The following is a 25,159-nucleotide window of genomic DNA, read 5'->3' on the forward strand; positions in this document are numbered from 1 at the left end:
CAAAAGTGTATTGAATTCACTTGAAGATATTCAACAAGCATTCAATAACAGTGCAAGTGACAATAAGCTAATTTCAATGGCTGATTTAATTGTTTTAGCTGGCTGCGCTGCTATTGAAAAGGCAGCTGCTCAGGCTGGTGTTGACGTCGTTGTGCCTTTCGTAGCAGGGAGAATGGACGCTCTTGCAGAGCAAACCGATGAACATAATATATCTTTTCTTGAACCCTATGCAGACGGTTTTAGAAACTTTGTAAAGGGAAATTACGCGGTAGAAACAGAACGGATGTTGATCGACCGAGCACACCTTCTTGATTTATCAGCTCCCGAGATGACTGCACTTGTGGGTGGCCTTCGCGTTCTTGACACCAACTTTGATGGGTCAAAACACGGCGTATTTACACACCAGCCAGGCGTGTTAAGTAATGATTTCTTTGTCAATCTACTTGATATCAATACAAAGTGGGCACCCGTTGACGACGACAAGGAAATTTTTACAGGAACAGATACGGCAAGCGGCGAAACCAAGTGGTCAGCTACTCGTTGTGATCTTGTCTTTGGTTCAAACCTTCAGCTTAGAGCCATTTGTGAGGTGTATGGTTCCTCAACAGGGCATGTAAGGTTTGTAGAAGCGTTTGTAAAAGCGTGGCACAAAGTAATGATGCTTGACCGTTTTGAACTTAAAAATGAAATGTATCGTTCATAATATGCTTGCTTTACTGTTCGCGATACTGTGACAAACAAGTATCGCGGGCAGTAAAACATGTTTAGATAGCTATTAATTGCTGCTGATGAAAATATTACAATTGATGCACCAATTGATTTATTGCGATTTATTTAATGGGTAAAGTAAAAAGGTTTGTTATTGGTGAGAATCGCTCATTCTATCCATGGTTTTTGCAACAGACTCAATAGCTTCTGCATTTTTGAGATACCGTGGTGCTGACAAACGTAAAGAATTTTGTTCATATCCATAGGCACAGGAAAGTATCTGTGCGTCAGTATTTTTACCACCTATAAAAGACAAGCCACTTGAGATGCCATGAATAAGGCCCATAGGCACAGTGCCATGTGGATAACCAGCTCTAGCGGCATGCGAACCATATCCGGACCAGTCGTTGGGCCAAGCATCGCCATTGATGGGGTCGATTCTAGGCACCACCACACGTGAAGGCGTCACAAGCACTTGCGCATGGTATTGCTCCAGCAACTTTTCTATACCATCTTGCAATCTTGCTTTTGGCACCGTAGCGAGTGCCGATCACTATTGCTGGATTTCAAGTGTACCTAAGGCTTGTGAGGCTACGAGTATGCTTTGGTCAAACAAAGCTAGTTCAGTCTCTTTGTTTGCAAGATTGGAGTCTATCGGTTATTACAATGTACGGGTTGTCACCTGTTCGGCTGACGTAGACGCCAAGGAGACATTTAAACTATCTTTAAATTCATATTTAAGAATACCGTAACTCTTTTGACCAAAATTTTTCGGCGTGCTTGGGCTATTAAGCCAAACTGCTATGCTACTTTGTGTCTAAACGGGCTCGACCCGAGTTTTGGCATAGATAAGCCGCCAGTTGCTTTGACGAGGAATCCGCATTGATACTCGCCCTTTGCGGTATCAAGAATATACCCTGAATCTTTTTTTTGATGGAGAGTATTTCGCATTGATTCGTTACTGTTACGCCTGATTTATCGCACTCGGATAACAACATCTTTAAAATGTCTTAGGCACTGTGGTCACAGAACAACTTGTCTAGGGCTTTCTTATGGTAGGGAATGCCGTATTTGGCAACCAAACCAATAAAGTCCCACTGGGTATAATGGCTTAAAGCAGATTTGCAGATTGATAGCCGCTTCTATTGTTTTTGTTGATGGTCGCCGTAATACAATGTCTGGGCCAGATCAATATTAGGTAGAGCGCTGGCTAGGGCGCTAGAGCCAGCCAGCTCGCCATTGTTCGATATTTTTCAGATCGTGCCACTCAATTTCAAACTCTCGCTTGGTCATGACCGCTTGCATTAGGCAGCGAACCATAGCGCCATCTTCGTCGTACTCGGTCTCGATGATAATAAAATGCTTTTCTTTGCGCTCTGGTTTAACAGCAGTCCATTTACTATTGAGGAGTTTTTTCGGATTTAAGGTGCTCATTATAATTAACTACTGTGCTCCACGGTGGCGACGCAAATATGGTGAAAGTAATTTTTGTACGGGTTGCTCGGCATTCCGGATGATGGTGTGATTTATATCCTATCGCTGACCAGCTTGGAAATGTTCTAAGATACCATGATAATGTCGCCTCGCAGCCTGTGGAAGTGACTGCGATGTAGGAGCCTAAATGTCGCTGATTTCCCCGCTATTCCCTATTATTTTACCGGTCATTTTGTGCGCGGCCATTGGCGTATTTTGGGTGCGGTTTCGCCAACCGTTTGATCATGAGTTTGTGCGCCGTATTGTGCTGTGGGTGGGCGCGCCTGCACTCATAGTTGGAACCCTAGGCAAAACCGTTATCTCTGCGGACTTACTTCAGCATGTGCTACTTGCTAGTGTCTGTATGCTGGGATTTACCGCAATATTTGCCGCGTTTGCCTGTCTGTTATTACGCATAGAAATGCGTAATTTTCTGGTGCCATTGGTATTTGGTAATTTTGGTAATATGGGCTTGCCGCTTTGTCTTTTTGCCTTTGGTCAAGAAGGTCTAGCAATTGGTTTAGGGATATTTTTGACAACCACCATTGCGCACTTTTCCTTTGGCGCTGCGGTGCTCAGTGGTAAGGCGATGGTTAAAGGTGTGCTCACTTCACCGATTATTTATGCGGGTATTCTCGCGTGTCTGCTTATTTTTAATCACTGGAGTTTGCCGCCTTCGCTGCAAAATACCCTCAGTTTGCTGGGCGGGCTTTCCATCCCGCTAATGCTGATTACTTTGGGCGTGTCATTGAGTTCACTCAAGCTGCATGCGGCGGGAAAGTCGGTGGGTCTGGGAGTATTGAGATTGCTGGTGGGTCTCGCTGGGGGTTTTGCCGCCGTGCATTTTTTACAACTTGAGGGCTTGGAGCGCAAAGTCGTGCTATTGCAGTCTGCTACTCCTGCAGCGGTATTCAACTACCTCTTGGCAATGCAATATAAGCGGGAACCCGATGTAGTGGCGGGGATGGTGGTTAGTTCAACCCTAATCAGTTTTATTAGTATTCCGATCTTATTGTATATTTTAGGTGTTTAATTTGCTTAACCGCCTGCTTGGGTGGGCCAGCTTTGGCCGCCGCCCACCTTTTGCAAGATTTTTAGCGTACGATGATTTTCTTTTTGGCGCGTTTAATTTCTTCTTCCAGTTTTTGGTATATCGCTTTCACGTCAATGTCTGCACCGACTGCGGCGCGACTCGATATTTGGGTAACGGGGAAAATAGCCTCGTCTTGGAACGGTACTTCGAGCGCTCTGCTGCGGCCTAGTCTATCGACATAAATTACCCATTTGAGGTTGTTTTCTTTGCGCAGATGGTCGCCGATGATAATGCCCATTGCTTGGAGTCGGCGGGTTTGATCGCTGGTGATGATGTCACGGTCTAATAAGGTTTGGATGAGGCGGAGGTCGTTATCACGGCTTTCACCAAAACTCCGACCCAGTTCTATACGGCTAAGGTCGTTGAGATCACTGCGGCTATCCTCCATGTATTGCTCATCGATTTTGGTCATGGGGTTTGTGCGCCACGGATCGGCTATACTCATCGGCGCCAAAATGACCAGTAGTGCGATAGTTAGGAAACGCATAAGGTTTTCTCCTGTCTGAACGCTGCAAAACTCGGCTTTATATAAGGTTTTCGACTGCGCTTTAGTGAATTCGTTTCGCGAAAGTGGCTAAGCCTAACCGTTTTACATTGATTTGTCCCTTGAGCTGCGTGGCACTGGCCAGTACCATTGGCGGCTTGCACCAATTTTGGAGATAGCGGCATGATTTCGGGTAGTGTAGTTGCCTTGGTAACCCCGATGCACAGCGATGGCAGTATTGACTGGCAAGCGTTGTCGCGTCTGATTGAATGGCATATAGAACAGGGAACCGACGGGATCGTGGCAGTGGGCACCACTGGCGAGTCAGCGACTTTGGCAATGGATGAACATAAAATGGTCATCAAGGCCTGTGTTGATCAGGTTGCCGGCCGTATTAAAGTAATCGCCGGCACTGGCGCTAACTCGACTGTTGAGGCGATCGAGCTAACTAAGGTGGCCTGTGAAGTCGGTGTAGATGCCTGCTTGCTGGTGACGCCATACTATAACAAGCCGACCCAAGAGGGCTTGTATCGTCATTACATGGCGATTGCTGATGCGGTTGATATCCCACAAATTTTATATAATGTGCCTGGGCGCACGGCCTGCGATATGCTGAATTCGACGACTATTCGTTTGGCAGAGCACAAGAATATTATTGCGATCAAGGATGCCACCGGTGACCTGGCCCGGGGTAAAGAATTAATTGATGCGGTTGGCGACAAGTTAGATGTGTTGTCTGGTGACGACGCGACTGCAGCAGAGCTGATGTTGCTAGGTGGTAAAGGTAATATCTCAGTGACTGCTAATATAGCACCAGCAGCGATGAAGGCCGTCTGTGTGGCGGCAATGTCTGGCGATAAAGAGGCCGCAGTAGCGGCTGATGCGCCATTGCGTATACTTCATGATCGTTTATTCGTAGAAGCCAATCCGATTCCGGTAAAATGGGCTTTGTTGATCATGGGCTTGATGGAAGACGGCATTCGTTTGCCCTTGACTGTATTGAGTGAAGCGGCACAACCAGGCGTTAGGGAAGCCCTAACGCAAGTGGGATTACTAGACTAAATGAGCACTTTTATGCGCAGTACCGGTTTTCGATTAACTATAGTGAGTCTAGGACTGGCAGTTTTGTCGGGCTGTTTTGGTGGCGATGGTATGTTTCGCGACCGCGGGCAAGATTATCGTCAGGCAAAATTATCCGCGCCGCTGGAATTGCCACCGGGGGTGAGTTCAGAAACCCTCGATGACCAGTATGTGGTGCCGGGGATACAAACTCATAAGCCCCTCCCGGGTAAGTTTGAGATACAGCGACCTGAGCCCTTGGCGAAAAATGTTGGTACCGCCGAGGTTAAAATTCAAACCTTGGATAACCAGAGCTGGATTTTGTTAGACGGCGATCCAAATCAGGTGTGGCCGCGGATGCGGATATTTCTTGACCGTGCGGGCCTAGAGATCGCCAAGGCCGATGGCAAAACTGCGATTATTGACACTCAGTGGCGCGATCCAGTTGGCGATGGCGCTAGCCGTGAACGTTTCCGCTTCCGTCTGGAAGAAGGTGTTCATAAGGGCACTAGTGAAATTCACGTTCTTGTGCAAATCAATGGCAACGACCAGTGGCCAAAAAAATCTGATGACTTCAAACGTGAATCGCAAATGGTTCGGATTGTTGCACAATATCTTGCTGATCAAGATACCGCCGGTGCGGTGTCTATTCTCGCCCAGCGCTCCGATAGTAAGGGTAAAATATTCATTGAAGGCGGTGATGGCGGTTTAGAAAGTCGTCATTTGCGTTTGCAGCTTCCGCTTGATCGCGCATGGGCTGCCCTTGGTCTGGCGTTAGTGAAAGCGGGCTTTGAAATTGAAGACGATCGCCGCGAAGTGAATAAATATTCGCTCATCTATACTGATCCCGAAGCGGAGCAGCCGGGCTGGTTTGCGCGGACCTTTGGTACACCCCGCGATGACTTAAGTCGCTACGTGGTTGAAATGAAGGAAGTAGGGCCTGAAGAGGCGCGTATATACCTGAACTATCAAAAAGGCCGCCGGCTTGGCGAAGACGAGCGTGAAAAATTACTGAGCCGCATTATGGGGTATTTGTATTAGTGCGCTTTGCATCCCTGGGTAGTGGCAGTAAAGGTAACGCTACCCTGCTTGAAACTGATCAGAGCTGTGTACTGATTGATTGCGGATTTACCATCAAAGAAACCGAGCGGCGCATGGCTAGATTGGGTCGCGCGCCGACTGACTTGGCGGCTATTTTGGTGACCCACGAACATAGTGATCACATTAAAGGCGTGCTGCCACTGGCTCGAAAGTACAAGCTGCCGGTGTATTGCAGTTATGGCACTGGCGAATATGGCCAGCTGCGACTATCGCATCATTGGCAGAATCTAGAGCTCGGACAGGAGCTGGATATTGGTGGAATCACCGTCACCCCAGTCGCGGTGCCGCACGATGCACGTGAACCCTGCCAGTTTGTGTTTAGATACCAAAAAAAAACATTTGGGCTGCTGACGGATTTAGGTAGTATTACGCCCTTCGTTCGTGAGCACTATCGCCGCTGTGATGCCTTGCTCTTAGAATGCAATCACGATGTGACGATGTTGGCCAATGGCCCCTATCCTTACTCCCTGAAACAGCGGGTAGGCGGTGACTGGGGACATTTGAATAACCAGCAGGCGGCGAGTTTGCTGGCCGAAGCAGAAGTGGGTCATTTACAGCATGTGGTGATGGCCCATTTGAGTGAAAAGAACAATACCCCCGCTTTGGCGAGGGCGGCAATAGAGCCGATGTTAGCAAACAGTGACGCGCTGCTGTCTGCTGATCAAGAAGCTGGTTTTGGCTGGCTTGAAATAGCGTGATCTTCTTGTGCTAATGAGGCAAACCATGGAAAAACGCGAAGAGTTGTATTCCGGCAAGGCAAAATCAGTCTACAAAACTGATGACCCTGACCGGTATATCCTCAATTTCAGAAACGATACCTCGGCTTTTGACGGTTTGCGGGTAGAGCAACTGGATCGCAAGGGCATGGTGAATAATAAGTTCAATGCCTTCATTATGCAGGCATTGCAAGTCGCTGGCGTGCCGACCCATTTTGAAGCGTTATTGTCTGATAACGACGCCCTAGTTAAAAAGTTGGATATGCTGCCTATCGAGTGTGTCGTTCGTAATATTGCCGCTGGCTCTATTGTGAAACGCTTGGGCGTAGAGGAAGGTAAGGAACTAAATCCGCCGACCTTCGAAATGTTTCTTAAAAATGACGCTCTGCACGATCCAATGATTAACGAGTATCACATTCGTTCTTTCGGATGGGCGAATGATGCGCAGTTAGATCGCATGAAAGAGCTTACCTTCAAAGTGAATGATGTTCTAAAAAACATGTTTGCTGATGCCGGTATGCTGCTGGTTGATTACAAGCTAGAGTTCGGGGTGTTCAACGACGGAGAGATATATCTTGGCGATGAGTTTTCACCTGATGGTTGCCGCCTATGGGATGCTGATACCCGAGAAAAGCTGGATAAAGACCGCTTCCGTCAGGGTCTGGGTAACGTTGTTGAATCCTATGAGATTGTTGGCCGTCGCTTGGGTATAGACTTTGACGCGTGACCCGAAAATGCTTGGCATTAATATGATTGTAATATAAGTTCACTATCTTATCGGATCATTTAACGGCTGAATGATTTTTCTCAAAAGACCTAATACTAAATGACTAGATTGGCCCACAAACATCGCTTATCGCTGCTGGCAGTATTATTGCTCTGCCTAAGTTGGGCTGTGTGGTTAACGGGTAGCCATGTCCATGTTGCTGAACACGCGGCGCTAGACGCTTGTGTGGTCTGTCATTATAACGCGGCGGCGTTGCCGGCTACGGCGACAAGTGCGGAGATTATCCGCATCGTTGTCGCGGTTAGCAATGTTGCCGCAGTTGCACTGGTTTTGCCGCTGCTCACATTACGTCCTCCAGTTCGCGCCCCACCTGTAAACATCCTCGTTTAATTATTTGGAAATTTCGAATCGCTCAAGGCTCTTCGTGACGTTTTTTTGTCGTTCGCTGTGTGCCTAGGTTTAATCGGATATAGCGCGGTTATATTTCATAGCTTTCGATTTTCGTAATTTCCTAATCAACAAAATGACTCAGCAGCGTATTGCGCCGCCGATTGAGATGATGTGATACACGGGAAAGTTTTCTAATGAAAAAATATTTATTACCGCCACTGGCGTTGCTTGTGGCCGCGCCGGTTTTTGCTGTCGAAAATGATCGCATTGAACATATATTAGTAACCATGCCAATGCATAAGAAAGAAGCACAAACCGCCTTGCCGGTTACCGTGTTAGATGGCGATGAGCTTGTACGCCAAGCTGCGAGGACCATCGGCGAAACCTTGAACAACTCCCCGGGTTTAAGCGTTGCTAGTTTTGGTCCAGCGGTCGGGCAGCCAGTCATTCGAGGCCAGCAGGGGCCGCGAGTGCAGGTCTTACAAAATGGCTTGCCGGCCCTAGATGTGTCTACCAATAGTGCGGATCACGCGGTGTCGGTAGAGCCCATACTGGCAGATAGCATCGAAATACTGCGCGGACCTTCGACACTGCTCTATGGGGGCGGCGCCATCGGAGGAGTGATAAATGTGATTGATGGCCGCATTCCTGTTAAGCCCGTAAATGGTGTTAATGGGGTCGCAGAGCTGCGCAGTACCAGCGTCGATGATGGCCGTAGCGGTGTGTTTCGTATTGACGCTGGCGACGGCACTTGGGTAGTTCATCTTGATGCTTTATATCGAGATTGGTCAGACCCAGATATTCCAGGTTTGGCGACTAACCCACGTAATGTTGATGACGTAGATGAGAGTACCGACGGATTTATCGGCAATGCCGACGGCAGAACCCGACGCTTGACTCTGGGTACGAGTTATCACTTCGACGAAGGCTATTGGGGTTTGAGTTACTCCGAACTGAGTAACCAATATGGTATTCCATCTGGCGTACATCACCATGATGAAGACCACGAAGAAGATCACGAAGAAGACCACGAAGAAGATGACCATGAACTTGAGGAGAATGGCGAGGAAGGTGTAAATCTTGTTATTGATCAAACCCGCTGGGATATGGCCGGTGATCGCCATTTTGACGGGCCGATCAACCTTCTGCGTTGGCGCCTAAGTTACAGTGATTATCAGCACCAGGAATTGGAGCCCACAGGTGAGGTTGGCACCACATTTAATAAAGAGGCTTGGGCTGGGCGTTTGGAACTTTCCCATAGTCCACTGGGGGCTTGGCACGGTGTGTGGGGCTTGCAGTGGTTAAATGCTGATTTCTCAGCATTAGGGGAGGAGTCGTTTGTACCTGAAAATACCACGCAAAGCTTAGGTCTATTTTGGCTTGAGGACTACCATGCTGATAAGTGGTCCATAGAAGCAGGCTTGCGTGCAGATATTGATCGACTCGAACTTTCACAAGGCGTCGCGGACAACCATAACGAAACCAACTTTGGCGCTTCATTAGCGGGTTTATACGATATTAGCGAGGAGTGGACGCTGTCTTTGGCATTGTCAGAATCTCAGCGAGCGCCAAATGCTGAGGAGCGATACGCGAATATCGGAAATACGGTAGACAGCTATGTTGTGCATGGCGCCACTGGCGCTATTGAGGTGGGAGACGAACGTTTAACAACAGAGAAGTCGCGCAATGTCGATCTAAGTTTGCGAGGAGATATTGGCGACTTCAGCGGTAAATTGACGCTATTCCATAATCAATTTTCTGACTTTATCTATCTCGATAACACCGGTTTGCTAAGCGACGATACTGATATTCTGCAATACCGCCAGCAGGACGCGATATTCGAGGGCTTGGAGTATGAGCTTAGCTATAGTTTGTCAGCAGCAAACGCTGAGCAGCAGTATTTGCTTAAATTATTTGGTGATCGAGTCAACGCAGAGTTTGATGATGGTCAGAATGTGCCACGTCTGCCACCGGCACACGATGGTATTAGTGTTGCATGGGCTTGGCAGGCTTGGCAGGCAGATGTTAGCTACGTGCATGCTCACGCGCAGAATAAACCAGGCTTAAACGAAGCGCCCACCGCCGCCTATGATCGGGTGGATGCGAGTATTTCTAGGGACTTTGAATTGGCTGGCAATGACTATACAGTGATGCTGAATGGTCATAATTTAGCCGATGAAGAAATACGCAGCAGTGCGTCTTTTATTCGAGATTACGCGCCGGAGGCGGGGCGTAATATTGAGTTGGCTTTACGTGTTCGGTTTTAAAAAAATCTAAGTATTTTTTTGGTGACGAAGAATCCGCCCGGACCTGTTCCTGGCGGATTTTTTTTGGTTTGCAGAGATCATTAAATCAATGGAATTAGACCTTGTATAAATAAGTCGACTATTTCATTTGATCTGGAACAAGAGTGATACTTGTCTTGTCAAATCCCACGAATAGGGAAATAAGGCATTTTGGTCTTAAATGGTGAAGCGCGTCTATCGTGAATCTAAGGGAGTAATGAATAATGAACAAAGATAAGATGAAAGGACGGTTGGATGAGTTAACTGCTAAAGTAAAACAGCAGTGGGGCGACCTTACTGATGATGAGGTATTGCAGGCAAAAGGCAATCTCGACGAGATTTCAGCAAAAATTCAGCAGAAATATGGCGAGTCTAAAGAAGTCGTCGCCAGAAAACTGAATGAAATCATAGAGAGGTTTGATAAATGAGAAAGTTATTTTTAAGTATGCAATCCACCCAGAGTAGTAAAATACTTGTCGCGTTCTTTCTGCTATCAACCACCATATTTGCCCTGAGTGCTTGCGAGGACAAGGGAGCCGCTGAAACGGCTGGCGAAAGAATTGACCAAGGCTTCGAAAGTGTCAGTGATGCCTATAAAGAAGGTGTTGAAGAAGTAAAAGATGAAATAGACGACCAGAGTTAAGTCTATATTGGATTTCCTAGGGCGCCTCAGGCGCTGCCTTTAGACTCGCGAACGCCGGCTGAGGCGTCACTAGTTATTAGTGATTCCATCTTAGCCGGCTTTTTAATGGGTAAATACGCGGCTAGGTTATACAATCAGGTCATTGTTTTTATTACGTGAGTGACTTAGTGCGATCTTATTCTGCTCGTCTCGATCGGTTTCTTAGTGTTGGTTTGAAAATAAAGCGGGCCGATGTTCGCCTGCTTCTGGCTCAAAAAAGAGTCAAGGTCGATGGATTATTCGCCACCGATATTAGCCAGTGCGTTGGTCAGTTTTCGCATATTAGCGTAGATGGCGAAGTGCTGCAGAGCGATTTGCCGCGTTATCTGATGATGAATAAACCTGCCGGTGTGGTCAGTGCCACCAAGGACACTAAAAATAAGACGGTATTAGATTTACTGTCCCCTGAAGATCGCGCAGGGCTCCATATTTCCGGTCGTTTAGATTTTAACACCACGGGGCTGCTGCTACTGACTAATGATGGTCAATGGTCGCGTCAATTAAGTTTGCCTGAGCGAAATGTAGCCAAAGTGTATACCGCTACATTGTCCCAGTCATTGGATCAATCCTATATTGAAGCGTTTGCCGCGGGGATGTACTTTGAATACGAGAACATCACTACTCGTCCGGTTACTCTAGAAATATGTTCTGACTATATTGCAAAACTTCACTTGGTAGAGGGGCGCTACCACCAAGTTAAGCGGATGTTTGGCCGCTTCCAGAATGAGGTATTGGCGTTACATCGCGATGCGATTGGCCCCCTGAGCATGGATCTCAGTTTGGCGCCTGGCCAGTGGCGGGCTTTAACACCAGATGAAGTGTTGAGTTTAAGCTAGTGATTAGTGCTGGGAGTTAGCGCTGGGTCTGAGTTTATCAAGATCACCCGATACATCTTCTTCATGCTTTATACTTCCCCGCTAAAATAATCGCCACCCGCTACTTTGGAGCGTGCGCCAATTATGGCTGAGTTACCCATTCAATCTGTGATTCCTGATATTCGCCTGGCCTTAGCTGCGGGTCATGAACTTGTTTTAGAAGCGCCGCCTGGCGCGGGTAAAACGACCGGTGTGCCACTGGCATTATTAGATGAGCCATGGCTACGTGAGCAACGCATTGTGATGTTGGAACCCCGCAGAATTGCAGCTAAATCAGCCGCAATGCGGATGGCTGATATGTTGGGTGAGCGGGTGGGGCATACTGTCGGTTATCGCATGCGCATGGAAACCGTGGTGAGTCAGGCCACCCGCATTGAGGTCGTCACCGAAGGCGTGCTTACTCGCATGTTGCAGGACGACCCATCACTTGAGGGTATCGGTCTTTTAATTTTTGATGAGTTTCACGAGCGCAGTTTAGACGCTGACCTGGGCTTAGCGTTAACGCTTGAAAGCAGGAAATTATTCGGTGATCTGCGGGATACGCCGCTGAAGTTATTACTTATGTCGGCGACCTTAGACGGTAACCGCGTTTCTGAGTTGCTTGGCGCGGCACCAATACTGCGAAGCCTCGGTCGCCAGTTTCCGGTAGCCTTGCGATATGGCTCGGCGTATCGCCCAAACCAAGATTTGATTGATAGAGTGTGCCACACGGTTACCCAGGCACTGGATGAAAACAGCGGTAGTATTCTGGTGTTTCTGCCGGGACAAGCTGAAATACGGCGCTGCGTAAGTCGACTCGCTGATGCCTGCGCTTCTGAGTCGGTGCTACTTACCCCACTGTATGGTGATTTAAGTCTTGCCGATCAGCGCCGCGCTATCGCGCCAGCGGCTGACGGTGTCCGCAAAGTGGTATTGGCCACAAGTATTGCTGAAAGCAGCTTAACCATAGATGGCATTACTGTGGTGATTGATTGCGGTTTGTCGCGGGTGCCAACATTTGATCCGCGAACCGGAATGAGTCGCCTGGACACGCGGCGCCTTTCTCGGGCCTCTGCGGAGCAGCGCGCGGGGCGAGCCGGACGATTGAGCGAAGGGGTGTGTTATCGGCTTTGGAGTGAATCGCAGAATAATGAATTGCTTGCCTTTAGCGAGCCCGAAATTACGCAGGCCGATTTAGCGAGTCTGTGTTTACAATTGCAGCGCTGGGGGATTAGTGACACCGCAGAATTGTGCTGGATGGACGTGCCGCCAGCGGCTGCTTTTCAGCAAGCGGTAGATCTACTCTTGAAGTTGGGCGCCCTGGTGCAAAAAAGTGACTCGGTTGCTATGACGTCTCACGGCGAGGCGATGGCGAGTTTGCCAGTACACCCGCGTTTAGGACATATGTTGTTAAAAGGTCGTGAACTGGGTCATGCCAATCTCGCGTGTGAGTTAGCGGCTCTATTGAGTGATCGTGATGTTGGCCCTAAGGGCGATGCCGATATTCAACTGAGATTGGCCCTATTGCATGGCAGTTTGCCAGCAGACCGCAAGTCTGGCGGTCTGATCGCTAGACTGAAAAAGCAGCAGCAACAATTCTTGCGGATATTGGCGCGGAGTGCGGTTAGTGAGGCCAAGATCCCTGCGGTTGGCGTGGATGCCGGCTTGTTGCTGGCCTTTGCCTATCCAGATCGCGTTGCGAAGCAACGTCGCGAGCGGGGCAGCGATTACGTTTTGAGCAATGGTCGTGCTGCAATGTTGCAAGAGTCAGATGGCTTGAACGCGTCCGAGTATCTTGTCACCGCCTCCTTAGGCGGAAAAGCGGGAAATCGCAGTGATACTATTTACTTGGCGGCGGCGCTGCCCGCATCACATTTTGAAGATGTGTTGGCGCCAATGGTAGAGACCAAATTTCACGCCGAGTGGAGTGAGGCCAAGGGGCGCTTTATTGCTGAGCGCCGCCGTACTTTGGGGGCAATTGTCTTGCAGACTGAGGTCCTCACTATGGTAGCTGATGAAGAAAAACGCGCCGCCTTACTGGACTTTATACGGCGGCGGGGTTTAGAGGTCCTAGAATGGTCGCAAGCGGTATTGCAGTGGCGAGCACGGGTTAGCTTGGTGAAAAGCTTAAATTGCGCGCCGGGTCATTGGCCGGATGTGAGCGACGAGGGTTTACTCGCACAGTTAGATGAGTGGCTGTCGCCATATTTAATGGGCGTGAATTCACTACAAGACATTAAGCGTTTAGATCTGGCGAGCATCTTGGCGACCCTACTCGATTGGCCGCAACAACAGGCCCTGAAAACACTTGCTCCAGACTCCTTTAGCGTGCCCTCAGGGTCAGCTAAGAAAATAGATTATTGCCAGTCGCCTCCAGTGCTAGCCGTTAAGCTGCAGGAAATGTTCGGCTGCCATGACACCCCGCGAATCGCGAATGGCCGGCAGCCTTTGACCGTCCATTTGCTGTCACCAGCGCGTAGACCTTTGCAGGTAACGCAAGATCTCGCCGGCTTTTGGCGAGGCAGTTATCAAGATGTTAAAAAGGAAATGAAAGGGCGCTATCCCAAGCATCCCTGGCCCGATGACCCCACCACGGCAGTGGCTACTGCGCGTCTAAAACCAAAACCACCCTCTAAGTAAAAAGAGCGCTTGCGCACATAAAAAAAGCCCCGACAGCTGGCGCTGCGGGGCTTTTGTTTTTTAGTCCAAGGATCGAGTTTTTAACTCCTAGAGTCTTGGTTTGCTTAGAAGCGCAGCGAACCACCAATAAGAATGGCGTCAGAGTCGATGTCGACATTATTGGTTTCTTGGCTGCCATCCGAGATCATGACAAAGAGAGAGACCTGTTCTGTTGGAAAGAAGCTGGCTTCAACGCTCACTTCATCAGATGAGGTGTCACCGACATCTGCGATTCCAGCATTTAGACCCAGGCCAAACATAGCGTTGAAGTAGTAAGTGCCGCCGACGGCGATTTGGTAGCCGCTGTCGGTATCAGTGTCGATGTAGCCGAGGTTGACGTCATAGGCGATAGAGGCGCCTTGATTCAGCGGGTTTACGCCGTGGAAATCGACATTCAGATAGTCAACATCGTTATTGTTGTCATCTTCTTCACTACTGTAACTTACAACAACATCGCTATTGTCATTGAGGTAAGTACCTACACCGACGCGAATAGTGTCGGTGTCGTTATTGCCGGCATCTAGGGTGCTAAAGTCAGCTTCAATGATAATGTTTGTCGCTGTAACAAAACGGCCGCCAACATTAGTGACGTCAATATCGTTGGCGTTTGGTAAATCTGGCTCCAAGCTCAGAAAGGCGAAATTTACAAATGAAGATTTGTCGAGAAAGCTAGCTTCAGCCAGTGGCCCTTTGCTGGTATCGACTTTATCGAAGTGGAATTCGCCTGCAACGCCAAGACCGTCAAAATTAGTGTTGGCGATTTCCCCGTCTGTGTAAACGCCGCCGACTTCAAATTGGTAATCTGCGTAGGCTTGGCCTGCTGCAGCTAAGGCGATGGCACTTGCCAATAAAAGTTTTTTCATTTTGGTAACTCCCCGTAAGAATTTTTCACAACAATAAGCTTGGCCTGTGACACGGTTATTACTTTTGTGTGATATTTTTATATCGACCTGTATGTTGGCTGCACCAAAATAAAATTAATGCTTTTTTTTGGTGCAGTCGAGAGAGAGCGTAACACAGGATATTTCAACTGGGGAGTAGGTGATTTCTGGTAATATTGCCGCAAAATAGTGCGGCTCTAATTGTTTATTTTTGGCAGCCGTAATCCGCGTACTGAGAGAGCACATCGGCCATCTCTTGCTTACTTAATAGCGTCGCTGGACCACCATTTTGAAGACTTAAGTAGTAATTTGCAGCGAGCTCTTCAACTTCCTTTGCCAGATCCAGTGCTTTCAGGGGATTACTTCCGTATGCAATTTGGCCGTGGTTTGCCATTAGGCAGGCCTTTTGCCCGATCAGCGTTTGGCTAACAAGTAGCGATAATTCTTCGCTGCCGTAAAGCGCATAGGGCGCACAGGGAATTGAGTCTCCGCCGGCTATCGCAACCATATAGTGAAACGCCGGTATGTTCTGGCGCTGGCAGGCCAGAACCGTGGCGTAGCGAGAGTGGCAATGTAGTACCCCGCCAGCGTCGGGGTGATCCTGATAAATTTGCCAGTGCATTCGCCACTCACTAGATGGCTTGGCCTGTTTATCAGTAATACGCCCGGCTGAATCGATGTGCACCAAGTCTGCAGGGCGAACGTTAGATGCGATTTGGCCGGTGGCAGATATCAACATACCGCCATCGGCGGTTCTCGCAGAGGCATTGCCACTGGCGCCGGGGCTAAGCTGCGCATTGTTCATGCCATGTAAAGTGGCAATGAGCTGTGCACGCTGTTTACTCCATGCCATTAGCTGGCGTCCCGCAGAGCTTGAATTCGCGCTTCTAGCGGTGGGTGTGAACTGAACAGCGCTGCTAAATTCGATTTCTTCTGGCTACTAATGGCCAGGGCTGTTAATTCTCCGGGCATATCTATCGGCAGGTCTTGCTGTGCTTGTAGGCGCTGCAGCGCTGCAATCATATTATCGCGACCGGCTAGACTGGCGCCAGCGGCGTCGGCCCGGAATTCGCGCCAGCGAGAGAATCGCATCACTATTGTCGACGCCAGAATACCTAAGACCATTTCGGTAATAAAAGTAACGATATAAAAGCCAATGCCGTGGCCGCGCTCGGTTTTAAATACTACGCGGTCGACGGTGTGACCGATGATGCGTGCAAAGAACATCACAAAGGTGTTCACCACGCCTTGAATTAATGTCAGGGTAATCATGTCGCCATTGGCAACATGACCAATTTCGTGGGCCAATACCGCGCGCACCTCGTTTGGCTTCATTTGTTGGAGCAGCCCGTCTGACACCGCCACCAAGGCGGAATTTCGATTCCATCCGGTTGCGAAGGCATTGGCCTGTGGCGAGGGGAAAATACCGACTTCCGGCATACCAATACCGGCCTTTTCAGCCAGTTCGGCCACGGTTGTCATCAGCCAGCGCTCATTACTATTACTGGGCTCGGTAATAACCTGGGTGCGGGTAGCGCGCTTAGCCATCCACTTGGAGATAAACAGCGACACCAGCGAGCCAGCCATACCGAATACGGCGCAGAAAATCAGCAGTGAGCCTAGGTCCAAATCAATACCATTTTGGGCCATGATGCTGTTAACGCCGAGCAAACTAAGGGAAATACTGGCAACCAATAGAATGGCCATATTAGTGGCCAAGAACAGCAGAATACGCATAGTAGTTTAAGGTTCCGGTAAGTTAATACTGCTTGTTAGACGGTGTTTGCGGCGATCAGTTTCAAGCTAAATGCTAATATTTTCCCTGCTCATCTCAACAGAGATATCGCTACCGGTATCTACCTGCGCGTCTTCTGTCTCGGTCTGGCTAATTTGATGCTCTTCGCCTAGAAAATCGTCTTGCTGGCTGATAATCGTTGGGCAGGCTTCCACTTTGGGCTGCGCGCTTTCATCGGTTTGACATTCAAGTGGATGAGCTCGCAGCTCAATATTTTTACTGCTTTGCTCGAATACCACGTTGATTGCCTCATCGCGGTGAACCGTTCGATATAATGTGCGTTTGTCGTGACCATCAACCCATTCAAGTTGCTTGTTGAGATAATGTCCGTGCTGGTTCTGAATAACAAATACTGTAGTCATTGCGGCCTTGAATCGTCTTTAAACATTTAAATATGAGAGCTAGGTTTTTGCTTGGGTGCTTAAATGCCAAGCCCTAGGTCAGGCTTTTTGGTCGTTCAGCAGCACATCTTTAGCATCATTGATCTGACTGGCGAGAAGGTCATTCCCGCCGCGGTCAGGATGGAATTTCTGCATGAGTTTGCGGTGAGCGCTAATGATTTCTTCTTTACTCGCTCCCGGCTCCAAGCCCAGTGTTGATAAGGCCTGAGCTTTGTTCATTGTGCTTGCCGATGCGCTTGATTGACCCTTATCGGTTCGGTCTTGCTGCTTGTTAGCGCCTATACGACCATAGGCGTATTTAAGCGCTAGCTGCCGCACAAAGGGCAGTGCGCCACCTATAATCCCCGCGATCCAGGGAACACGTCCGGTTACTGACAATAACACCAGGGCGGAAGCGCCAAGGCCAATCAACAGCGTCATGTAATAGCCCCGCCGCTCTTTGGCAGGCTTGCTTTGAACAAGCTTCACAAAGCGATAGAGTGCGTACAAAGCAGCTGCGGCGAAAAATAAACGAATAATCATGTTGGTCCCTAGGTTAGACGTGCTTGCTATTATGCCCGTCATCGGAGTTTTTAGCTGTGATAAAGTATAAAGTCTCGTGCATCACATACTTACTGTTGTGATGATTACGCTCTGAAGCTTATAACGGATTATTACATGGTTTCCCGATTTTCTCCTGCGCAACGTTTCGGGTTGTTTCAATCACTTTATTAGGCTAGCGAGTCTGGTGAGAATAATTGGGATCAGGTTGTTGCCCTACTAAGTAAAGGCCAGCAGGCTGCGCAGCGCGCTCAGCTCAATAGTGTGGCGGCGCAGTTTGCCGATGGCCAGCGGGTCATGTGAGAGGAGTTGCGAGAGGGCGGTGTGTTTCTCGACTGGGAACTACAGTTCTTGCAGTTAGGTCTGGCGGTGGGGAATCTCGCCAAAATGTATTTGCGCCTCGCCGAGCACTACCGTTTACAGGCAGAGTTTCAACAGAGTTTGTAAATTCAGATACACTGATTGCTAGCTATTGTTGCGTTGCTGCATGTAGCGGCGTCGTATTCGATGGCGGGAGTGCTTGCTCTGGGTGAGACCGCGCCTATTAGTATTGTCAGTTTGCTGCACTACGGTTTTTTTAAAATCAATATCTGCAGTACATTGTTGATAGGGGCAGAAGGGGATACCAACGATGAAATTGATACGTGCTTCTTACCACTCGTCTGGAGTTTCCCAAAATCGAATTCGACTACCTTTGTTACGCGCGTCATCAATCCATTGCTGCATATTTTTCGCGTTGTTCTAAGGGTGTTTGCCGTTCACATCCCTAGCAAACTCACTGCCGTAGTTGTCGCTGAGTGGCTATGGAGTAAGGTGTAATAGGGTTCTGTATTTGGCGATTAAAAGCCGAAGAACATGGGTGGCTGAGGTCACAGAATGCTCTTCGGCTTTTGAGGTGCTGGGCTTACTGAGTAAAGTCGGCCGCTGGTGTGGCCATTGTCACACCCAGTTGGCCGTCCAAGTTTTGCCAAACGTCTCCAGGTCCTTGGTTAGAGGTGACACGGCCTGCAACGCCTGGACAACCACGTTCGAAGTCGGTTGGGTTGTTGCGATAGGCTTTGGTGGTTCCGCTGCCTAGATCATCGATTGCTTCACGAAGTAGGTCTGGGTTGTTGGTGAAAATCCCGTCAACCCCAAGGTTTAGTAGCTGATCCATTTGCTCGCGAGTGTTGACTGTCCAAGTATGAACGTCGTGCCCCGCTGCGTGGTAGCGGGTGACTAATGTTGCGTCTGAAGTGATGGCTGCGCTATTGGGCGCGAAGGCGTCAATATAGTCTGGGCCTTGGCCTGTGATGTGCCATTGGGCTACGTCGGCATCGGTGGGCACAGCGTAGAGGAATGCGGTTGGCAATGTGGGTGCAAAGGCTTTGATATTTTGCAGGCTGTCTTTGTCAAAGCTTTGCATTAGTACTGTTGAAGTGCGCTCGTCGCCAGTATTGATCAATCCTTTGCGGGTAAGCATGTCGGCAATAATTTGCTCTGCCAAGCCCCCAGCAGAATCCTTTGTTTCCACGTGAAAGCGCATACGCGGGTTATGGCGCAGGTAGCAATCTAGCTGTTCTTCAAAGGGAACAATTTTGGCGCCGTTGTATTGTTCATCGCCAAACCAAGTACCAAAATCTTGTTCGCGCAGTTCGGCCAAAGTGAAGCTGTTAACCTCACCACTTTCGTTTGAAGTGCGGTCCACGGTGGTGTCGTGAATACACACCACCACTTCATCCTCGGTTAGCAGCGCGTCGCACTCAAGCATGTCCACGTCCATTTCCATCGCTAGGTCGTAGGCGAAGAACGTGTGCTCAGGTGCATAGGCCGACGCGCCGCGGTGTGCGATAGAAATTTGTGGATCGGCTACTTGAAAACCGTAGTCTGGCGGTGGCGGACTTGCCGGATCAACAGGCTGATCTTTCTCACCAGACGGGCCGCTGCCACCACAAGCGGTAAGGAGTAGCGAGAGAGTGGGTACCAATAGAAATCTTTTAATTTTGTTGTTTCCTTCATGGAATGTTAAGAACCAACCACGCCGCCATCTAATATAGTCGTATATTGTCGTGCTTAATGCATGGTTTCTCGGCCGCTGAGTTGCTCTAGTTCTTTTACGTAATGGCGACGATCTGATAGCTCGCTTTCAATCGCAAAACGTTCGGTGTTGCTTTGCCATTCGGCGTTTTTCAGTAGTTCCCACAATTTACGACTACATAGATTTTTTACGTTCACATTAGTTTGTTTGTTCACTTTTTTCTCCTTCGCGCTCTCTGCGCCTTCTTCCATCATCATATCTGTCTTGCTTCGGTATTCTCTTTACCGCTGACTACTATCTCTGTTGTCGGTGACAGCCTTATGACAAGACTATTTTTTAATTAAAAATACGCTGATTTATTGACCTTCGTTGGTGCAACTAACTTATTCTTAGTCGCCGAGGTCACAGGTATACGGTTTTTCCTAGCTACCAGTTTTGGTGACGAGGAGAAATCCATAGTGTCTTGAGCAACTGATTTAAAACGCGGGCGTTGCCACTTGAATGCGGTTACAGCCTGTGTACGTGGGGTTTTGCGGGGAAATACCTAGCCCAAAAACTGTTTTTATCAATTGCTTAAATCTGCCTACTAAATACCCGAAATCACGTTTTGCGCGATTCAGATTAAATGATAAGACATCCTTAGGCTAGCAAAGTTCAGGCCAGTTAGTAAAGAGGGGAAAAACAACTTTAAACCCTTTAGGGCTGAGTGCTCGGCACTAAGGGGGACTTAGGCCGAGCATCTTAGAGCAGTTTTAGAAAGTAAAGCGAATACGCCAGAAGAAGTCAGCTTCCAAGCCATTTAGTTCTTCGCTGTTAGCGACGTCATCATAGACTGGCAGCGCAGCAACTAATTCAGTGAATAGATAGTCGGAGAACTCAATGCGTAAGCGTACACCGGCGTCGGCAATACTTTGTATATCGCCAAATTCACTATCGGTTTTGTTAAACCAGCTGGCGCCATATTCGGTGAATACCGCAGGTGAAATTTTAAGGTCGTTCCAGGTGAAAGCTTTTTCTAAGCTCGCGCTCAAGAAATAGCCTTCATCACCGATTAATACACCCGGTAAGTAGGCGCTCAGGGTATTCATACCACCTAAAATAAACTGCTGCTGCTGGGGGACTTGTTCTTCGGTAAATTGGCCTTTCGCAGAGATTGTCAGAAGGGTGCTGTCGCTAATGCGCATTAGGTAGCGGGCACTGGGCTGCAGCGCAATAAATTCGGCGGTGCGGGCTGCGGGTGCGACGTCCGGTGCGCTAACACCGGGATTTTTTGCCGCAAACGTGGCCTGATACTCTGCGTAGTTATCGAGGGTGCCGCCATCGCCGAAGCCGGCGAGAAAGTTAATGCCCACATTTAACTGTGCGGCAGATAGTTCTTCGGTCTTATAGCGTGCCTTTTGATATTTTAGACCGATGTCGACAACTTGATAGGTTTCCTCAAGCAACTTACTGCTGCTGCCTGCTTGCTCAATTTTCGAGTCAATATGTGAAAGTCTTTGGGTCAGAGAAACGCGTGATTCTACGTCGCTGAACAGTATCTGTTCGCCACGAAAGGCCACTTGCAGAATTTCCGCATCCAAATTTTCAGTGGTGACAGAGGTAGTGATTTGGCAGTCAAGGATGCCCAATAAGCACAAGCCGCTTTGAGCGCGAGTCGTTACCGTAGGGTCTCTGCTGTAATCAACATAAGATAAGTCAATGCCGTAAAGACCGTTCACAAAAGGATGATCAAGGCTGACACTGAATTGGTCTAGGTTTTCGCCGTCACGGGATTCACCCAAATCGGTAAATGCCGTCTGGTAGGCAAGCGACAACTCGGTGCCGTCTTCGAAGCGATGTTTTACCCCGGCTAAGCCGAAGTAGCGACCCAAAAATCGACTGCCCTTGTTATTGGCTTCAAGAATATAGTCGGTACTGTCGTAGTCTTCTGTATCTGCTTTGGTCATGATTAAGGCGACCGCGTTGGCGCCCGTTTCTTGATAAGACATGCTGTATTCGTAGCCGCCGCGTTCGGCTTTGAGATCTGCGAGTATGCGTGCGCGATCAAATTCAGCAATGCTCAGATCGCTATCGCCAACTAGGCCCTCGAAATAGGGTTGCATGTCAGCGTCAACCCGGACTTCTGCCAATGTAAGTTGCTCTACAAATACCACAACATCATCGCCTTCTCGGGCGTAGCGTATTCTGACCAGTAAATGACCGCTTTGGTAATAGCGTTTGGTGAGATTAATAATGCCTTCTGCAGGAGTTCTAGCGCTACTGAGAATGCTTTTAACATCGGCTTCGGCAAGGTAGCGGTTGCCCAATACACGAACATTGGTGCCATTTATTGTGGCAGATATCTCAGCCGCAAAGACCGCGCTATAGGCGCTGATTTGTTCGCTTGTGGCTAGTTGTGGTGGCATTACGGGGGGCAAATCTATTGCCATGGTGCTCTCCCTAAATAGTAAGGTTCCGTTAACCCGCGAAAAGGCGGGCGGTTAAGGTGATTATTGTTCGGTGTCAATAATAGCTAGTTCAACTCGGCGGTTTTCCGCGCGGCCGGCGTCAGTATCGTTGCTTGCGATAGGCGTGCTCCGACCGTAACCTTGTGCACTTAGACGAAGGCTATCTACGCCTTGGTCTGCTATGTAACGCTTCACTGATTGCGCGCGGTTTTGCGATAAATTCAGATTGTAGCTGTCGCTACCTTTGCCGTCAGCATGACCGGCGACTTCGATTTTCTTCGCATCAGATTGCTGAATAACAGGTATCGCTGCGTCTAAAATTGTCTTTGCATTTCTAGTCAATGTTGCGCTATTAAATTCAAAGAAGACACCGTTTAAACGCAGTGGAGCAGATTCGCTCAGGTGGCAGCCGCTGGCTAGCACGGCTTTACCTATCGGGGTTTCCGGACATTCGTCTTGCTCGTCACACACACCGTCGGCGTCTTGATCTGCGCAGCTACTCGGACCATAGGGATTATTGCTCATTAGGTCGCGATCTAGCAGCGCGATAAGTGCTGGTTGATCAAGTGGGCCGTTGCCTTGTCCGCCATTGCCGTTGTTATTTCCGCCACCCAATAAATCATTAACAAGACCATTACCGTCTGCAGTATTGTCGTCGTTATTGGTCAACGAATCTTCTAAACTGCCACCGGTTAGGTCGGCAACAGCGCCGTCAAGCGGGTCAGTAATAGGCTCTACTAGTGCTAAAACGGGCTCGGTGAGTGGTGCTAGCACGCCCAATAAGACATCGCCAATTTCACTGTCAACAACGTCAGTGAGCGGATCTAAGCCTTGATCTAAGGAATCGATTAATGGAGCTACAGCATCACCGACTAGGGTAGTGACTAGCGCTACCGGTGATGTCTCGCCGGTATTGCCAGCGCTGCCGTCTAGCAGGTCGTTCACAATGCCATTGCCGTCTGCGGTGTTGTCATCGTTATTTGTTAATGCATCTTCTAAACTACCGCCGGTAACGTCGGCAAGAATACCATCAACAGGGTCGGTGATGGGAGCTGCGCCATCTAATACTGGGTCTAAAACAGGCGCGAGGGCATCCAAAAGTACCTCACCAATCTGGTCGTCGACGACATCAGTAATAGGATCAAGGGTAGTATCAAGCGCAGTGACTAAGTTGTTGATAGAGTCGCCCAGTGGTCCGGTAATGGGTTGCAGTGCAGAACTTTCGCCAGCTTCTGTACCGCTGACCGTGCTCTCTTCGCCACCGCCAAGCAAATCATTAACCAGACCATTGCCATCGGCGGTATTGTCGTCGTTATTGGTCAAGGCATCTTCTAAGCTGCCACCGGTAAGGTCGCCGATAAGACCGTCAATAGGGTTAGTAATAGGCTCAAGCTGCTCGAGAAGTGGCTCAGTTAATGGTGCAAGCTGTTCTAATACAGGCTGGAGAATCTCATCATCGATAACATCTGTTAATGGATCTAGACCAGTGTCAACGGAGTCGATAATCGTCACTAAGCCTTCACCTAGACTGGCAGAAATTCCACCGAGCGGAGAGACTTCGCTGCCATCGTTGCTAGAGGGCGCGCTTGTGCCACCCAATAGGTCATTAACGATGCCGTCGCCATCGGCGGTATTGTCATCAGTATTGCTGAGGGCATCTTCGATACTGCCGCCGGTGAGGTCGTTAAGTAGTCCGTCAACAGGGTCTGTGACCGGCTCTAAGGTTGCTAGCAGCGGGTCGGTGACAGGTGTTAAAGCACCAAGTAGCGATTCACCAAGCTGGTCATCGACCGTATCGGTGATGGGGTCTAGGGCCTTATCTATCGCGGTGATAAGGTTGTCTAGCGAGCTACCAAGTGGGCCGCTAATTGGCGCGAGAATGGAGGCTTCGCCCGCTTCTGTGCCGCTAGCGGTGTTTTCTGATTCGCCACCAAGTAGGTCATTTACCACGCCATTGCCGTCGGCGGTGTTGTCATCGATATTGGTGAGGGCATCTTCAAGGCTGCCGCCGGTGAGGTCAGCAATAAGGCCGTCTACTGGATCGGTAACAGGTTCTAGAGCCGCGAGCAGCGGATCAGTGACCGGTGCCAAAGTGTCAAGAATAGGTTCTAAAAGCTGGTCATCAATCACATCTGTCAGTGGGTCTAAGCCAACATCAATCGCGCTGATAAGAGGTTCTAAGCTTGCGCCTAAGCTAGCACTGATCGAACCCAAGGGGGATTTTTCTCCAGCCTCGGTGCCACTGCCGGGAACCTGTGGACCACCGAGTAGGTCATTGACGATGCCGTCACCATCAGCGGTGTATTTGTCTATATTGCTCAATGCATCACTGACACTGCCGCCGGTTAGGTCCGCAACAATGCCATCAATAGGATCGGTTACTGGCTGTAAGGCGCCGAGAAGTGGATCTGTAACTGGCGCTAGTGCACCAAGCAAGGGCGTGCCTAATAGCTGGTCAATGGGATCTGTAAGGGGGTCTAGCGCAATGTCTACGGTATTAATTAAGGGTGCTAGTGAGTCGCCGAGAGGCTTGGTGATCGGCGCGAGAATTGACTTGCTGTTTGCAATATTTTGGCCATTTTGAGGGCTAAGCAAGGCACTGATGTCAATAATTTTGGTAAGGCTGTTGGCATTTACCGCAGAGCTCAAAGGCAGGCTGGCTGCGGTGGTGAATATGATTACGGACGCAAGTCCTCTTGACGGTCGTAAAGTCATCACATTTTTCATCCTGAGTTGTCAAAAATTCTAATTTCCATATTAGCGGTTTTAATAGGCTAATAGCGTTTTATTTTGATAAAAACGCGTCAGAGATCATAAGTAATTATCT

General features: G+C 48.9%; 26 protein-coding genes. 14 read left to right on the forward strand and 12 right to left on the reverse strand.

Features of this window, described 5'->3' with window-relative positions; all coding sequences use genetic code 11:
• A partial coding sequence (locus ACI955_RS13125) for a peroxidase family protein (protein WP_415244196.1) occupies nucleotides 1-703 on the forward strand: 703 nt, incomplete at its 5' end.
• Nucleotides 704-859: 156 nt separating this feature from the next.
• On the opposite strand, the gene ACI955_RS13130 is transcribed toward ACI955_RS13125, so the two are convergent.
• Together ACI955_RS13130 and ACI955_RS13135 are read right to left on the reverse strand one after the other, a co-directional pair.
• Nucleotides 860-1,243, reverse strand: a complete 384-nt coding sequence (locus ACI955_RS13130; protein WP_415244197.1) for a hypothetical protein — start codon at nucleotides 1,241-1,243, stop codon at nucleotides 860-862.
• Between the two features lie 683 nt (nucleotides 1,244-1,926).
• Entirely contained in the window at nucleotides 1,927-2,142 is a 216-nt protein-coding gene (locus tag ACI955_RS13135; RefSeq protein ID WP_415244198.1) for a TIGR02450 family Trp-rich protein, read from the reverse strand.
• A 187-nt stretch (nucleotides 2,143-2,329) separates the two neighbouring features.
• Between ACI955_RS13135 and ACI955_RS13140 the strand changes: the two genes are divergently transcribed.
• Nucleotides 2,330-3,214, forward strand: a complete 885-nt coding sequence (locus ACI955_RS13140) for an AEC family transporter (protein ID WP_415244199.1) — start codon at nucleotides 2,330-2,332, stop codon at nucleotides 3,212-3,214.
• Nucleotides 3,215-3,275: 61 nt separating this feature from the next.
• Here the strand turns inward: ACI955_RS13140 and ACI955_RS13145 are convergent, their stop codons facing one another.
• Entirely contained in the window at nucleotides 3,276-3,761 is a 486-nt protein-coding gene (locus ACI955_RS13145) for a DUF3806 domain-containing protein (protein ID WP_415244200.1), read from the reverse strand.
• A 180-nt stretch (nucleotides 3,762-3,941) separates the two neighbouring features.
• Here ACI955_RS13145 and dapA point away from each other — a divergent pair, with 180 nt between their 5' ends.
• The 10 genes from dapA to hrpB all read left to right on the forward strand — a co-directional run bounded on the left by dapA (nucleotide 3,942) and on the right by hrpB (nucleotide 14,212).
• A complete protein-coding gene (gene dapA, locus ACI955_RS13150) occupies nucleotides 3,942-4,820 on the forward strand; it encodes a 4-hydroxy-tetrahydrodipicolinate synthase (protein WP_415244201.1) in 879 nt (292 codons plus the stop codon).
• On the forward strand, nucleotides 4,821-5,858 hold the full coding sequence (bamC, locus tag ACI955_RS13155; RefSeq protein WP_415244202.1) for an outer membrane protein assembly factor BamC: 1,038 nt from the start codon (nucleotides 4,821-4,823) through the stop codon (nucleotides 5,856-5,858). It begins immediately after the preceding gene.
• Nucleotides 5,858-6,616, forward strand: a complete 759-nt coding sequence (locus tag ACI955_RS13160) for an MBL fold metallo-hydrolase (protein WP_368376593.1) — start codon at nucleotides 5,858-5,860, stop codon at nucleotides 6,614-6,616. Before bamC ends, ACI955_RS13160 begins: the two co-directional genes overlap by 1 nt.
• Nucleotides 6,617-6,641: 25 nt before the next feature.
• Nucleotides 6,642-7,361, forward strand: coding sequence for a phosphoribosylaminoimidazolesuccinocarboxamide synthase (gene purC / locus ACI955_RS13165; RefSeq protein WP_415244203.1), 720 nt, complete (start codon nucleotides 6,642-6,644; stop codon nucleotides 7,359-7,361).
• Between the two features lie 99 nt (nucleotides 7,362-7,460).
• Nucleotides 7,461-7,751 carry a hypothetical protein gene (locus ACI955_RS13170; protein WP_415244204.1) on the forward strand — a complete coding sequence of 97 codons (291 nt, stop codon included), beginning with the start codon at nucleotides 7,461-7,463 and terminating at the stop codon, nucleotides 7,749-7,751.
• Between the two features lie 194 nt (nucleotides 7,752-7,945).
• Nucleotides 7,946-10,018, forward strand: coding sequence for a TonB-dependent receptor (locus ACI955_RS13175; protein ID WP_415244205.1), 2,073 nt, complete (start codon nucleotides 7,946-7,948; stop codon nucleotides 10,016-10,018).
• A 242-nt stretch (nucleotides 10,019-10,260) separates the two neighbouring features.
• A complete protein-coding gene (locus tag ACI955_RS13180; protein WP_415244206.1) occupies nucleotides 10,261-10,464 on the forward strand; it encodes a CsbD family protein in 204 nt (67 codons plus the stop codon).
• Nucleotides 10,461-10,679: a hypothetical protein gene (locus tag ACI955_RS13185; RefSeq protein WP_415244207.1), complete on the forward strand. Its 219-nt coding sequence runs from the start codon at nucleotides 10,461-10,463 to the stop codon at nucleotides 10,677-10,679. Before ACI955_RS13180 ends, ACI955_RS13185 begins: the two co-directional genes overlap by 4 nt.
• Before the next feature lie 167 nt (nucleotides 10,680-10,846).
• Entirely contained in the window at nucleotides 10,847-11,554 is a 708-nt protein-coding gene (locus tag ACI955_RS13190; protein ID WP_415244208.1) for a 16S rRNA pseudouridine(516) synthase, read from the forward strand.
• A 123-nt stretch (nucleotides 11,555-11,677) separates the two neighbouring features.
• A complete protein-coding gene (gene hrpB, locus ACI955_RS13195; RefSeq protein WP_415244209.1) occupies nucleotides 11,678-14,212 on the forward strand; it encodes an ATP-dependent helicase HrpB in 2,535 nt (844 codons plus the stop codon).
• Nucleotides 14,213-14,316: 104 nt separating this feature from the next.
• Here the strand turns inward: hrpB and ACI955_RS13200 are convergent, their stop codons facing one another.
• The 5 genes from ACI955_RS13200 to ACI955_RS13220 all read right to left on the reverse strand — a co-directional run bounded on the left by ACI955_RS13200 (nucleotide 14,317) and on the right by ACI955_RS13220 (nucleotide 17,850).
• Nucleotides 14,317-15,114: a putative porin gene (locus ACI955_RS13200; protein ID WP_415244210.1), complete on the reverse strand. Its 798-nt coding sequence runs from the start codon at nucleotides 15,112-15,114 to the stop codon at nucleotides 14,317-14,319.
• A gap of 223 nt (nucleotides 15,115-15,337) precedes the next feature.
• Nucleotides 15,338-15,985 carry a class II aldolase/adducin family protein gene (locus ACI955_RS13205; RefSeq protein ID WP_415244211.1) on the reverse strand — a complete coding sequence of 216 codons (648 nt, stop codon included), beginning with the start codon at nucleotides 15,983-15,985 and terminating at the stop codon, nucleotides 15,338-15,340.
• Nucleotides 15,985-16,869 (reverse strand): protease HtpX, encoded by an 885-nt coding sequence (htpX, locus tag ACI955_RS13210; RefSeq protein WP_415244212.1) that lies wholly within the window; start codon nucleotides 16,867-16,869, stop codon nucleotides 15,985-15,987. The genes ACI955_RS13205 and htpX overlap by 1 nt, the downstream gene beginning before the upstream one ends.
• Before the next feature lie 66 nt (nucleotides 16,870-16,935).
• Nucleotides 16,936-17,289: a hypothetical protein gene (locus ACI955_RS13215; RefSeq protein WP_415244213.1), complete on the reverse strand. Its 354-nt coding sequence runs from the start codon at nucleotides 17,287-17,289 to the stop codon at nucleotides 16,936-16,938.
• A gap of 78 nt (nucleotides 17,290-17,367) precedes the next feature.
• The gene (locus ACI955_RS13220) at nucleotides 17,368-17,850 is read right to left on the reverse strand and encodes a J domain-containing protein (RefSeq protein ID WP_415244214.1); all 483 of its coding nucleotides are present in this window, start codon (nucleotides 17,848-17,850) and stop codon (nucleotides 17,368-17,370) included.
• Between the two features lie 342 nt (nucleotides 17,851-18,192).
• Here ACI955_RS13220 and ACI955_RS13225 point away from each other — a divergent pair, with 342 nt between their 5' ends.
• Nucleotides 18,193-18,315, forward strand: a complete 123-nt coding sequence (locus ACI955_RS13225; RefSeq protein WP_415244215.1) for a hypothetical protein — start codon at nucleotides 18,193-18,195, stop codon at nucleotides 18,313-18,315.
• Between the two features lie 15 nt (nucleotides 18,316-18,330).
• Nucleotides 18,331-18,687: a hypothetical protein gene (locus ACI955_RS13230; RefSeq protein ID WP_415244216.1), complete on the forward strand. Its 357-nt coding sequence runs from the start codon at nucleotides 18,331-18,333 to the stop codon at nucleotides 18,685-18,687.
• An 85-nt stretch (nucleotides 18,688-18,772) separates the two neighbouring features.
• Here the strand turns inward: ACI955_RS13230 and ACI955_RS13235 are convergent, their stop codons facing one another.
• The 4 genes from ACI955_RS13235 to ACI955_RS13250 all read right to left on the reverse strand — a co-directional run bounded on the left by ACI955_RS13235 (nucleotide 18,773) and on the right by ACI955_RS13250 (nucleotide 25,047).
• The gene (locus tag ACI955_RS13235; protein ID WP_415244217.1) at nucleotides 18,773-19,834 is read right to left on the reverse strand and encodes a glycerophosphodiester phosphodiesterase; all 1,062 of its coding nucleotides are present in this window, start codon (nucleotides 19,832-19,834) and stop codon (nucleotides 18,773-18,775) included.
• An 86-nt stretch (nucleotides 19,835-19,920) separates the two neighbouring features.
• Nucleotides 19,921-20,100 carry a hypothetical protein gene (locus ACI955_RS13240; protein WP_415244218.1) on the reverse strand — a complete coding sequence of 60 codons (180 nt, stop codon included), beginning with the start codon at nucleotides 20,098-20,100 and terminating at the stop codon, nucleotides 19,921-19,923.
• 537 nt (nucleotides 20,101-20,637) lie between these two features.
• Nucleotides 20,638-22,314 carry a ShlB/FhaC/HecB family hemolysin secretion/activation protein gene (locus tag ACI955_RS13245; RefSeq protein WP_415244219.1) on the reverse strand — a complete coding sequence of 559 codons (1,677 nt, stop codon included), beginning with the start codon at nucleotides 22,312-22,314 and terminating at the stop codon, nucleotides 20,638-20,640.
• Nucleotides 22,315-22,374: 60 nt separating this feature from the next.
• A complete protein-coding gene (locus ACI955_RS13250; RefSeq protein ID WP_415244260.1) occupies nucleotides 22,375-25,047 on the reverse strand; it encodes an OmpA family protein in 2,673 nt (890 codons plus the stop codon).
• Nucleotides 25,048-25,159: the final 112 nt, after the last annotated feature.

Source organism: Zhongshania sp. (assembly GCF_047636175.1).
In the GTDB taxonomy this organism is placed as follows: Bacteria; Pseudomonadota; Gammaproteobacteria; order Pseudomonadales; family Spongiibacteraceae; genus Spongiibacter.